The organism is Streptomyces sp. NPDC005151, assembly GCF_053599875.1.
Map to the genome: position 1 here is coordinate 45,390 of NZ_JBSFYR010000022.1, position 11,323 is coordinate 56,712.

Consider the following 11,323-nt stretch of genomic DNA (forward strand, 5'->3'; position numbering starts at 1 on the left):
CCACCCGGGCGCCTCCGGTGCAGGGGGACCCCTGTGACAATGCGTTCGAAAACGGGTCGCCCGTCTGCCGTACCCCTGGTAGGCATGGCATATGACTACAGAGTTGCGGGTGCTGCGTTCGTCGGAATGGAACGAATGGTTCGGGAGTCTGGAACTCGCCTTCGGCGGAGTCGCTGAGTCCCCGGAGGAACGCGAACTCTGGGAAGCGCTGACCGAGCACGAGCGGTCGATCGGCATCTGGGACGGCTCGGACGTGGTCGGTACGGCGGGTGCGTTCAGCTTCCGGCTGGCCGTACCGGGCGGGGCTCTGGTGCCTGCGGCAGGGGTGACGATGGTGAGCGTCGCGGCCACGCACCGCAGGCGCGGACTGCTGACCTCGATGATGCGGCGCCAGCTCGACGACGTGCGGGCCCTGGGTGAACCGCTCGCCGTGCTGGCGGCTTCGGAGCCCGCGATCTACGGCCGGTTCGGGTACGGGGCGGCCACGAAGCAGATGTCGCTGGAGATCGACACGGACCGGGTACGGCTGACGGTGCCGGACGGCACGGACGGGATCCGCCTGCGGTACGCGAAGCCGGACGAGGCGGTCACCGCGATCGAGGGCGTGTATGAGCAGCTGGTGGCAGGGCGGCCGGGCGCACCGGCGGGCGGTCCCGGCTGGGAACGGAAGGCGGTGCTCGACCCGGAGAGTGCGCGGCAGGGGGCGTCGCCGCTGCAGTGCGTGCTGGCGGAACGGGACGGTGGGGTGGTCGGGTACGCGACCTTCCGCAACAAGCCGGGCTGGGACGCGGGGGTCTCCAAGGGCCGGATCGTGGCGGACGACGTGTCGGCTCTCGACCCGGCGGCGTACGGGGCGCTCTGGCGGTTCCTCTTCGGGATCGACCTGACGTCGACGGTCGAGGCACGGAACCGGCCGGTCGACGATGCCCTCCTGCACCTCGTCTCGGACGTTCGGCGGTGCAACATCAAGGTGCGCGATGGGCTGTACGTACGGCTGGTGGAACTGGGCGCGGCGCTGGAGGCGCGGGCGTACCGGGCACCGGTGGACGTGGTTTTCGAGGTGACGGACATGTTCTGCCCCTGGAACGAGGGGCGTTGGCGGCTGACGGCCGACACGAAGGGGGGAGCGTCGTGCAAGCGGACGGACGACCCCGCGGATCTGGCGCTTTCGGTGCGGGAGCTGGGGGCGGCGTACCTGGGCGGCACATCGGTGGTCTCTCTGGCGCGGGCGGGCCGGGTACGGGAGTTGCGGGCGGGAGCGGTCGACGAGGCCTCACTGGCGTTCTCCTCGGCGGTGGAGCCGTGGCTGCCGCGGGGGTTCTAGCAGGATGTGCCGCCGGGCGCACCCGGCGGCCGCCTCGTCCTCAAACGCCGGACGGGCTTGAGGGAGACGCGCGGCCTCGAAGGGCGCGCGCGGTCGGGGCATTGAGCCCGTCCGGCGATTGAGGACACAAGGGGTGCGCTAGCGGGGCTGGCAGGCGGGGCACCAGAAGAGGTTGCGGGCTGCCAGGTCCGCCGTGCGGACCTCCGTGCCGCAGATGTGGCACGGCTGGTGCGTCCGGCGGTACACGTACACCTCGCCCCCGTGGTCGTCCACCCGCGGCGCGCGGCCCATCGCCTCGGGAAGGTGCTCGGGGCGGACCGTGTCGATGCGGTTGTTCCGCACACCCTCGCGCATCAGCATCACCAGGTCGTCCCACATCGCCTCCCACTCCGCACGGGTGAGGTCCTTGCCCGGCCGGTACGGGTCGATGCCGTGCCGGAAGAGGACCTCGGCGCGGTAGACGTTGCCGACGCCCGCGATGACCTTCTGATCCATCAGCAGGGCGGCGACGGTGATGCGGCTGCGCGAGATCCGCTGCCAGGCGCGTTCGCCGTCCTCGTCGGTCCGTAGCGGGTCCGGGCCCAGCCGGCCGTGTATCGCGCGCTTCTCGGGTTCCGTGATCAGGGCGCAGGTGGTCGGACCGCGCAGATCCGCGTGGTGTTCGTCGTTGGCCAGGCGCAGGCGGACCGTGTCGGTGGGCGGCGGTACCGGTGCCGTACCGAAGTGGAGCTTGCCGAACAGTCCCAGGTGGATGTGGACCCAACCGAAGTCCTCGAAACCGAGGAACAGGTGCTTGCCGTGCGCGTCGACGCCGGTGAACGCACGGCCGTCGAGGAGCGCCGCGCTGTCCGAGAACCTGCCCTGCGGGCTGCTCACCCGCACCGGCCCGCCCACGAACCGGTCGCGATGGTCCGCGGCCAGGCGGTGGATCGTGTGTCCCTCGGGCACGGCGGTGGCTCTCCTCGGTCGGGTGGGGAAATGACTGTGCCGCCGGGCGGGCCGGCGGCACGGGGGATGTGGGGCGGTCAGCCCTGCTGCGGGTGGTGGGCGGGGATCGGGGGAAGCTCGCCCGTCGTCTCGTACGCCGTCAGCATCTCAATGCGACGGGTGTGACGCTCCTCACCGGAGTACGGCGTGGCGAGGAAGATCTCGACGAACTTCGTCGACTCCTCCACCGTGTGCATCCGGCCACCGATGGCCACCACGTTGGCGTTGTTGTGCTCGCGGCCGAGCGCGGCGGTCTGCTCGCTCCAGGCGAGTGCGGCGCGTACGCCCTTCACCTTGTTCGCGGCGATCTGCTCACCGTTGCCGGAGCCGCCGATCACGATGCCGAGGCTGCCCGCGTCCGCGGCCGTCTTCTCGGCGGCGCGGAGGCAGAACGGCGGGTAGTCGTCCTGGGCGTCGTAGATGTGGGGGCCACAGTCGACGGCTTCGTGGCCCTGGGCCGTGAGCCACTCGACGAGGTGGTTCTTGAGTTCGAAGCCGGCATGGTCTGAGCCGAGGTACACGCGCATGTTCCGAAGTGTGGCATGCGCGGCGCCGGGTAGCCGTCATCGGGGTCGGGACCCTCCGGTCCGGCCGGAGCTGCGGAGCCCTTGTGCGGGGTGTGTGGGCAATCCCACTCAATAATCCGGCAACCAATCCGGAAGAGGGGGTTCCGCTTCCGAGGTTTCGCAGGCTTCAATGCTGAGACTCCACCGCCACACCACCGTGCAGCGGCACAGCCACGGAACTGAGTGATCCAAGACGTAAGGATTCGATCCATGACCCAGACGACTCTGACAGGGCCGGGCCACCAGCCCGGCGAGCCGGACCGGGCGGACAAGCCCGGCTCCTCCGACGGGCTCCAGGCCGGTCTCAAGAATCGTCACCTCTCGATGATCGCCATCGGCGGGGTGATCGGCGCCGGCCTCTTCGTGGGCTCCAGCGCAGGTATCGCCGCCGCGGGACCCGCCATTCTGCTGTCGTACGCGCTGGTCGGCCTCATGGTCGTCTTCGTGATGCGGATGCTCGGCGAGATGGCGGCGGCCCGCCCGAGCTCGGGCTCCTTCTCCGCCTACGCCGACCGGGCCCTCGGCCGCTGGGCCGGCTTCTCGATCGGCTGGCTGTATTGGTTCTTCTGGGTCGTGGTGCTCGCCGTCGAAGCCACGGCGGGTGCCAAGATCCTGGAGGGCTGGGTGCCGGGCGTCCCGCAGTGGGCGTGGGCGCTGATCGTGATGGTCGTGCTCACCGCGACGAACCTGGTCTCGGTCGGTTCGTACGGGGAGTTCGAGTTCTGGTTCGCCGGGATCAAGGTCGTGGCGATCAGCGCGTTCGTCGTCGTCGGGCTGCTCGCCGTCTTCGGGCTGCTGCCCGGCTCGGACAACCCCGGCTCGGGGCTCGCGCATCTCACGGACAGCGGCGGGTTCTTCCCCCACGGTCCGGGCGCCATCCTCACCGGTGTGCTGATGGTCGTCTTCTCGTTCATGGGCAGCGAGATCGTGACGCTGGCGGCCGGCGAGTCGGAGAACCCGCAGCGCGCCGTCCAGAAGGCCACCAACAGCGTGATCTGGCGGATCGCCGTCTTCTACCTGGGCTCGATCTTCATCGTGCTGACGCTGCTGCCGTGGAACGACGCGTCGATCCTCAAGGACGGCAGCTATGTCGCCGCACTGAACTCGATCGGTATCCCGCACGCCGGCCAGGTGATGGACGTCATCGTGCTGACGGCCGTGCTGTCCTGCCTCAACTCCGGCCTCTACACGGCCTCGCGGATGGCGTTCTCGCTCGGCGGCCGCGGTGACGCGCCGAAGGCGTTCGCCCGGACGAACAAGCGGGGCGTGCCGCAGGCGGCCATCCTGTCCTCCGTCGTCTTCGGCTTCGTCGCCGTGTTCTTCAACTACCAGTGGCCGGACACCGTCTTCCAGTTCCTGCTGAACTCGTCCGGTGCGGTCGCCCTGTTCGTCTGGCTGGTCATCTGCTTCACCCAGCTGCGCATGCGGGGCATCATCCTGCGCGAGTCGCCGGAGAAGCTGGTCGTACGGATGTGGCTCTTCCCGTATCTGACCTGGGCGACCATCGCGATGATCTCGTTCGTGCTGGTCTACATGCTGACCGACGACAGCGGCCGTGAGCAGGTGCTGCTCTCGCTGCTCGTCGCCGCGATCGTGGTGGCGATCTCGCTGGTACGTGAAGTCCGGCAGCGCAGGAACGGAGCGGTCACGGCGGACGCGTCCGCCGACGCCTGACCGAGCCTGTCCATACCTGACGGCCGATGTCAGGTTTACCGGGGAGGCTCTCTCCTGCCAGATGTCACCGGGCGAACGGAGAGCCTCCCCATGAACGACCAGTTGCCCGCCCGGTTCACCTTCCGCCCCGGCGACCCCGGATACACGGGGAACTGGCCGGCTTCCAGACCGGTTTCACGCTCCGGCCCGGGCTGATCGTCGGCGCCACCGATGCCGACGAGGTCCGGGCCGCCGTCGTGTACGCCGCCGCCCGCAGACTGCCTGTCGCCGTCCAGGCCACCGGGCACGGTCTGGCCGGCGCCGCCGAGGGCGGGGTACTGATCAGTACACGCCGGATGGACGACGTACGCGTCCACGCCGCCCGGAGCGCTCCCGTACCCGGACATCCCCCAGCTGCCGGAGGAGCCCGCGGTGCCCACTGCCGTGCCGTACCGCGACGCCGCCTTCCTGCTGCGGCTGCTCTCGCCGCTCGACGGGACCGGTGTGGCGGCGGTACGGGCCCTGTACGCGCGGGTGTCCTCCGTGCTGGAGCCGCTGGCCGTGGGGCGCTCGCTGAACTTCTCGTTCGGCGGCGGGGACCGTACCGGGGGATTCCACGACGAGTGGACGCGGAAGAGGCTCGCCGGTGTGGTGTCGCAGTACGACCCGGCGAGCCTCTTCGGAGGGATTTGCGAGGGCGAGCAGCCCGGTCAGCCGCGGCGGCCGACGAGCTTCCAGGCGGCGGGCAGCGCGCCCATCGCCAGGGCCGCCTTCAGCGCGTCACCGAGCAGGAACGGCACCAGGCCCGCCGCGATCGCGGCGCTCGCCGACATCCCCATGGAGAGCGCCAGGTACGGGACACCGACCGCGTAGATGATCGCGGAGCCGAGCACCATCGTGCCCGCCGTGCGCAGCACCGAGCGGTCGCCGCCGCGGCGGGCGAGGCCGCCGACCACCGTGGCGGCGAGCAGCATGCCGAGGACGTAACCGAACGAGGCACCGCCCGCGCCGGAGCTGCCGCCCGCGAACCACGGCATGCCCGCCATGCCGACGAGCGCGTACACGGCCAGGGAGAGGAAGCCGCGGCGGGCGCCGAGGGCGGTGCCGACGAGGAGCGCGGCGAAGGTCTGACCGGTGACGGGGACCGGGGAGCCGGGGACCGGGACGGCGATCTGGGCGGCGATGCCGGTGAGCGCGGCGCCGCCGACGACCAGGGCCGTGTCGACGGCGTAGCGGTGCCGGGCTGCGGGCAGCAGGTCGGCGAGGACCGCTCCGGTACGGACGGGGACGGCGGCAGCAGTGCTCATCGGGACTCCGCGGTGGTGAGGGCAGGTGGGGACAGACTGAGGCTGACGTTAGCCCACGGGTTAACGCTCGATCACCATCAGCCGCCCACAAAGCGGCGCTTGACGGCTTGGTGGGGTTCGGACAAAGGCCAGTGAGCAATCACGCGACGGCGTGATGCTCGTCACTGAGGTGAGGGCGTGGAGGGGGCTGTCCGCCGGGCGGGGTCTTGCTACGTGAGACTGTAGGTTCCCGATAAGAGGGTCCCCCCAGCTACCGGACCCACTGAATGATCCGAGAGTGATCCGCACCCCATGCACGACGCCCCTCCCCCCACGGAGCCCAGGCAGCCGGAACCGCTGGCGCACGGGCTGAAACAGCGCCATCTGACGATGCTCGGACTGGGCGGGGTGATCGGCGCCGGGCTCTTCGTGGGTTCGGGCGCCGGGATCGCCGTCGCGGGCCCGGCCATCGTCGTGTCGTATCTGATCGCGGGCACCCTCGCGATGCTGGTGATGCGGATGCTCGGCGAGATGTCGGCCGCGATGCCCGCCTCCGGTTCGTTCTCCGTCCATGCGGAGCGGGCGCTCGGCCGGTGGGCCGGGTTCAGTGTGGGCTGGCTCTACTGGTTCCTGCTGGTGGTGGTTCTCGCCGTGGAAGCAACCGCTGCCGCGACGATCGCCCACGGCTGGGTGCCGGCCGTGGACCAGTGGGCCTGGGTGCTGGTGTTCATGGTGGTGTTCACCGTCGCCAATCTGACCGCGGTGAAGAACTTCGGCGAGTTCGAGTTCTGGTTCGCCGCGCTCAAAGTCGCCGCGATCGTGGCCTTCCTCGTGCTCGGGCTGCTGGCCATTTTCGGTCTGCTCCCGGACACGGATCCGGTAGGACTGACCAACCTGACCGGCCAGGGCGGATTCCTGCCGAACGGCTGGGCCGGGGTCGTGTCCGGTGTCCTGACCGTCGTCTTCGCGTTCGGCGGACTGGAGGTCGTGACGATCGCGGCGGCCGAGACCGACGATCCGGCGCGCGCGGTGGGACGCGCCGTGCGCAGCGCGGTCGTGCGCATCCTCTTCTTCTACGTCGGGTCGATGCTGGTGATCGTGACGGTGCTGCCGTGGACCGCGCAGCAGGCCGGGCTGAGCCCGTACGTCAAGGTCCTGGGCTCGATCGGGGTGCCGTCGGCCGGGCAGATCATGAACATCGTGGTGTTCGTGGCGCTGCTCTCCGCACTGAACGCCAATCTCTACGGTTCGTCCCGGATGATCTTCTCGCTGGCCGAGCGCGGCGAGGGGCCGCGCGGGCTGCTCAAGGTGTCGGGCGGCCAGGACGGCAATGGCGAGGGCGGAGTGCCACGGCGGGCGGTGCTCGCCTCGGTCGCCTTCGGCTTCGTCTCCGTACTCCTCAATCTGAAGTGGCCCGACTCCGTCTTCCTCTACCTGCTCAACTCGGTCGGCGCGGTGCTGCTGTTCGTATGGGGGCTGATCGCCGCGTCCCAACTGCGGCTGCGCCGCCGTATCGAACGTGAGGCGCCCGAGGCCCTGACGCTGCGGATGTGGTTCTTCCCCTGGCTGACCTGGCTGACCCTGGTCGCGCTGGTGGCCGTGCTCGTGCTGATGCTGACCGATGACGTGGCGCGGCCGCAGGTGCTGTGGTCGGCGGGGGCGACCGGCCTGATGCTGCTCGTGGCGCTGGCGCGGGAGGTGCGGGACCGGCGCCGGGGCTGACGGGGCGGAGCCGTCGCGGGTGCGTACGCGCGCGTGCACCATGGGTGAGCCCGGTGCACCGTGGCCAGGGACCGCAGCGGCTCGGCAGGGTCACGTCCGGGGTGCCCCGCAACGCGGTTCTCGTCTCGTCCGTCTTCGGTTTCCTCTGCCGGCGGCGGGCCGCGGCCGTCAAGGGCTTACGTCCGGTGCGCACGGCACATTGAGGGAGAGCAGCGCGCCGCCCTCCTCCCCCAGCCGCACCTCGCTCACCGCCGCGTTCCGCAGCTGCGGAAAGACGCGGCGGTAGGCGCCGAGCGGGATCGACAGCAGTTCGCACAGCACCAGCCGCAGCAGCGTGTTGTGCGCGACGACGAGGACCCGCTGCCCCGGAAGGCCGTCCGCGATCCGGCGCAGCGCCATCGTTCCCCGGGCCGCCGCCACGCGCGGGTCCTCGGCCCCGGGGAAGGCGTTGATCACCGGGTCGGCCCGGAACGCCTCCGCCCGTTCCGGGTCCTCGGCGGCGAACTCGGCGAGGGTGCGCCCCTCCACCGTCCCGAAGTCGCACTCCCGCAGATCGGGTTCGCGTCCGGGTACGAGGTCGAGCGCCCAGCAGGCGGGTTCGGCGGTCTCGATGGCGCGGGTGGCGGTCGACGTCCAGATCGCGTCGACCCGGTGGCGGGACGCCCACTGCGCCAACTGTTCGGCCTGGCGGCGCCCCTCGTCGGTGAGGGCGACGTCACTGACCCCGGCGTATCGGTTCTCGGCGTGCCACGCGGTCTGTCCGTGCCGGGCGAGGAACAAGGTGGTCGGGCTGGTGGTCATCGGCTCTCCGTTCGGGACCGGGCGTGGGTGGCGAGCGCTCCGGACAGCCGGCCCCGCCGTTCCAGTTCGTCCACCAGCTTGAGGTACGGCTCCGTGTGGCGGGCGGTGCGCGCCGGGTCAGGGCGCAGGACCTGCCGGATTCCGACCAAGTGGCCCGCGGGTCGCCGACGAGGGCGCACGACGACCGCCTGCCCCGGCTGCCCCCACGGTCGTACGCGCGGCCGCGCGGCCGCGCCTGAACGGAACGCGTGCTTACGCACGGAGCGGACGTACCTGGTTCTCGTCCGTCACCTCGTACAGATCGACCCGCAGCAGGCGCCGAACGGGCCCCGGAACCCGCTCGGCAGCCTGCACCGACGAGGTGGGCACCACCCGCGTCCGACACCGGCGCCGGCATCCCCGCACCACACGCCCCCTTCCTCCTGCTAGCCTGCATTTGCATATAGGTTGCAATAACAACAGGAAAGCAGCTGGAGGGTTCGCCCCATGGCCACGTACACGCTCCCGGAACTCCCGTACGACTACGCGGCGCTCGAACCGGTCATCAACCCGCAGATCATCGAGCTCCACCACGACAAGCACCACGCCGCCTACGTCAAGGGCGCCAACGACACCCTGGAGCAGTTGGAGGAGGCGCGCGCCAAGGAGGCCTGGGGAGCGATCAACGGGCTTCAGAAGAACCTCGCGTTCCACCTCTCCGGCCACATCCTGCACTCGATCTACTGGCACAACATGAGCGGTGACGGCGGCGGCGAGCCCCTCGCGGCGGACGGCGTCGGCGACCTCGCGGACGCGATCACGGAGTCGTTCGGGTCGTTCGCCGGCTTCAAGTCCCAGCTGACGAAGGCTTCGGCCACCACGCAGGGCTCCGGCTGGGGCGTCCTCGCGTACGAGCCGGTCAGCGGAAAGCTGATCGTCGAGCAGGTCTACGATCACCAGGGCAACGTCGGCCAGGGCTCGGTCCCGATCCTGGTCTTCGACGCCTGGGAGCACGCCTTCTACCTGCAGTACAAGAATCAGAAGGTCGACTTCATCGAGGCGATGTGGCGCGTCGTCAACTGGCAGGACGTGGCGAAGCGGTACGCGGCCGCCAAGGAGCGCGCGGACGTACTGCTGCTGCTCGCCCCCTGACCCGGGCACACAGACGTCCTGCCTCGTGATCGTCTTCTCAACCTTCACCGGGCAGGCGGATGAAGGGGGGACCCTCACCTGGACGTGACAGGTGAGGGTCCTTCTGTCATGTTGCGCGGCAGGGGGTGGGGTCAGGAGACGGGGGCATGCTTCAGCAGAGTGCTCAGCACCTGCTCGGCATGTGTCCAGAGCACCGCCCCGCCCGCATCCGGCACCAGGTGCCGAACGGCGCCCGGGATGCGCGAAGCCAGTTCGACCCCCTGGTCGGGCGAGTGACCGGTGTCCTTCTCCCCGTACCAGAGGTCCACCGGTACGTCGATGTCCGACAGTGCGATATCCCAGCGACCCATGGCCAGGACGGTGTCCCGGGCATAGCCGTCGGCCCCCTGCGCGAAGGCTTCGTCGAGTGCTCGCCGGTAGGCGGCCGCGAACGCGGGCTGCTGATAGACGGCGAGGTCGCAGTCGGGGCTGTGGGACATGACCATGTCCCACATCGCCTGCGGGGTGAACCCGGCGAAGACCTTCTCGGCGGCGGCCGGGTCGGACACCGCCAGGTCGACGAGGCGCCGCAGTTCACCCGGCAGCGCGTCGGCGAAACACGGCGCGGCGATCTCGTCCGCACCGGAGACCACCGCGAGCGCGCCGACCACACCAGCAGCGGCGCATCCGAGGGCGAAGGGCGCCCCCTGCGAGTTGCCGACCATCAGGGGCCGCAGCCCCAGGCCGCGCAGGGCGGCGAACGCGCGAATATCGTCGGCGAAGTCCCCGAAGGTGCGGCCGGGCCGGGGCGAGGAGGCGCCCAGACCCGGACGGTCGAGCGAGATCAGCCGCACCCCGAGACCGTCCGCCACATCACCGCCGAACCCGAGATGCCTGCTGGTGGCCGCCCCCGGCGACAGCAACACCGGCACCCCGCCCACCGGCCCCCACTCGGCCCAGCCCAGCCGCCTCCCTCCCGGCAGCTGTTCCGTACCGATACGAACCGGATCAATCACGCGCAAAGTCATGTTCCTGATCATGACCGGATCCGCCGTCCGCGTCGAAGGACTTTCCACCGAACCCAGGACCGCACCGCTCCAGGCGCGTAAGGAGTACGCCTTGTCGGCCCGGACCACATCCGGCCTGGTCCGGGGCCGTCCTCGCCGCCGGGGAACGCGCAGGCGGGCCATCGCGTCCGCGAAAGCGGGCGCGTCGCCCGCCTGCCCGGCGGTGAGATGGAAGGCCAGGGGTCGGCAGCGGCCGTCGGCGGCAAGGTGGATCTTCGTGGTCAGTCCGCCGCGGGACCGCCCGATGGCATGGTCGTCCGGCTCGCCGACCGGGGCACCTTTTCGCGGGCCCCGGCCGCGTGTTGGTGAGCCCGCACGATCGTGGAGTCCACCGAGACGGCCCGGTTCAGGTTCTCAACGGCGTCGGCTCGGGCCATCAACGCGGTGAACACGCGTTGCCAGGTGCCGTCGATGGCTCACATCCGCAGCCGGTTGTAGACAACTCGCCAGTTGCCCATCTCGCGCGCGGCCGTGGCCGGCCCAAGACCCGGATACCGGCCCAAGACCCGGATAAAGGAGACCGGCGAGGACGTTCACCTGCTGCTGCGCTACGTCCACCGCTACCTGCCCGCCCTCCGCGACGGGGAGCAGGTCCAGGCCCTGCGCCGGATCTTCCTGCAGAACTACTGCATCGACGCGCAGGACCGCCTCCGGTGGCGGGACTCCGAGGAAGCCGGCCTGCCGCCCTCCGCCGTCGCCATCGTCTCGCCCTATGATCTGACCGCCCGCTACGCACGCCGGGGCGAGACCCGCTGGAAGGGCTTCCTGGCGCACGTCACCGAGACGTGCGACCACACGCGGTGAGCC

The 11,323-nt window shown here is 70.4% G+C and carries 10 protein-coding genes and 3 pseudogenes; 7 read left to right on the top strand and 6 right to left on the bottom strand.

Features of this window, described 5'->3' with window-relative positions; genetic code table 11:
- Positions 1–91 precede the first annotated feature (91 nt).
- On the top strand, positions 92–1,324 hold the full coding sequence (locus ACWD6R_RS14810) for a GNAT family N-acetyltransferase (protein WP_451819034.1): 1,233 nt from the start codon (positions 92–94) through the stop codon (positions 1,322–1,324).
- A 138-nt stretch (positions 1,325–1,462) separates the two neighbouring features.
- On the opposite strand, the gene ACWD6R_RS14815 is transcribed toward ACWD6R_RS14810, so the two are convergent.
- Both ACWD6R_RS14815 and ACWD6R_RS14820 read right to left on the bottom strand, forming a co-directional pair.
- A complete protein-coding gene (locus ACWD6R_RS14815; RefSeq protein WP_451819035.1) occupies positions 1,463–2,272 on the bottom strand; it encodes an Fpg/Nei family DNA glycosylase in 810 nt (269 codons plus the stop codon).
- Positions 2,273–2,349: 77 nt separating this feature from the next.
- The gene (locus ACWD6R_RS14820) at positions 2,350–2,838 is read right to left on the bottom strand and encodes a ribose-5-phosphate isomerase (protein ID WP_451819036.1); all 489 of its coding nucleotides are present in this window, start codon (positions 2,836–2,838) and stop codon (positions 2,350–2,352) included.
- A 249-nt stretch (positions 2,839–3,087) separates the two neighbouring features.
- Here ACWD6R_RS14820 and ACWD6R_RS14825 point away from each other — a divergent pair, with 249 nt between their 5' ends.
- From ACWD6R_RS14825 to ACWD6R_RS14835, 3 genes and pseudogenes are all read left to right on the top strand, one after another.
- Complete coding sequence (locus ACWD6R_RS14825) at positions 3,088–4,551, top strand: amino acid permease (RefSeq protein ID WP_451819037.1); 1,464 nt, start codon at positions 3,088–3,090, stop codon at positions 4,549–4,551.
- A 26-nt stretch (positions 4,552–4,577) separates the two neighbouring features.
- Positions 4,578–4,847: pseudogene (locus tag ACWD6R_RS14830) on the top strand (hypothetical protein); the annotation flags it as partial.
- Between the two features lie 106 nt (positions 4,848–4,953).
- Positions 4,954–5,217: pseudogene (locus ACWD6R_RS14835) on the top strand (FAD-binding protein); the annotation flags it as partial.
- Positions 5,218–5,240: 23 nt separating this feature from the next.
- Here ACWD6R_RS14835 and ACWD6R_RS14840 read toward each other — a convergent pair.
- Complete coding sequence (locus ACWD6R_RS14840) at positions 5,241–5,837, bottom strand: biotin transporter BioY (RefSeq protein WP_451819038.1); 597 nt, start codon at positions 5,835–5,837, stop codon at positions 5,241–5,243.
- Between the two features lie 291 nt (positions 5,838–6,128).
- Between ACWD6R_RS14840 and ACWD6R_RS14845 the strand changes: the two genes are divergently transcribed.
- Positions 6,129–7,538 (top strand): amino acid permease, encoded by a 1,410-nt coding sequence (locus ACWD6R_RS14845; RefSeq protein ID WP_451819039.1) that lies wholly within the window; start codon positions 6,129–6,131, stop codon positions 7,536–7,538.
- 168 nt (positions 7,539–7,706) lie between these two features.
- On the opposite strand, the gene ACWD6R_RS14850 is transcribed toward ACWD6R_RS14845, so the two are convergent.
- Positions 7,707–8,339, bottom strand: coding sequence for a histidine phosphatase family protein (locus tag ACWD6R_RS14850; protein ID WP_451819040.1), 633 nt, complete (start codon positions 8,337–8,339; stop codon positions 7,707–7,709).
- 486 nt (positions 8,340–8,825) lie between these two features.
- On the opposite strand from ACWD6R_RS14850, the gene ACWD6R_RS14855 reads away from it, so the two are divergent.
- Positions 8,826–9,470 (top strand): superoxide dismutase, encoded by a 645-nt coding sequence (locus ACWD6R_RS14855; RefSeq protein WP_451819041.1) that lies wholly within the window; start codon positions 8,826–8,828, stop codon positions 9,468–9,470.
- A gap of 131 nt (positions 9,471–9,601) precedes the next feature.
- Here the strand turns inward: ACWD6R_RS14855 and ACWD6R_RS14860 are convergent, their stop codons facing one another.
- Together ACWD6R_RS14860 and ACWD6R_RS14865 are read right to left on the bottom strand one after the other, a co-directional pair.
- The gene (locus ACWD6R_RS14860) at positions 9,602–10,477 is read right to left on the bottom strand and encodes an alpha/beta fold hydrolase (RefSeq protein ID WP_451819042.1); all 876 of its coding nucleotides are present in this window, start codon (positions 10,475–10,477) and stop codon (positions 9,602–9,604) included.
- A gap of 75 nt (positions 10,478–10,552) precedes the next feature.
- Positions 10,553–10,762: pseudogene (locus ACWD6R_RS14865) on the bottom strand (transposase); the annotation flags it as partial.
- Between the two features lie 204 nt (positions 10,763–10,966).
- On the opposite strand from ACWD6R_RS14865, the gene ACWD6R_RS14870 reads away from it, so the two are divergent.
- Positions 10,967–11,320 carry a hypothetical protein gene (locus ACWD6R_RS14870; RefSeq protein WP_451819043.1) on the top strand — a complete coding sequence of 118 codons (354 nt, stop codon included), beginning with the start codon at positions 10,967–10,969 and terminating at the stop codon, positions 11,318–11,320.
- Positions 11,321–11,323: the final 3 nt, after the last annotated feature.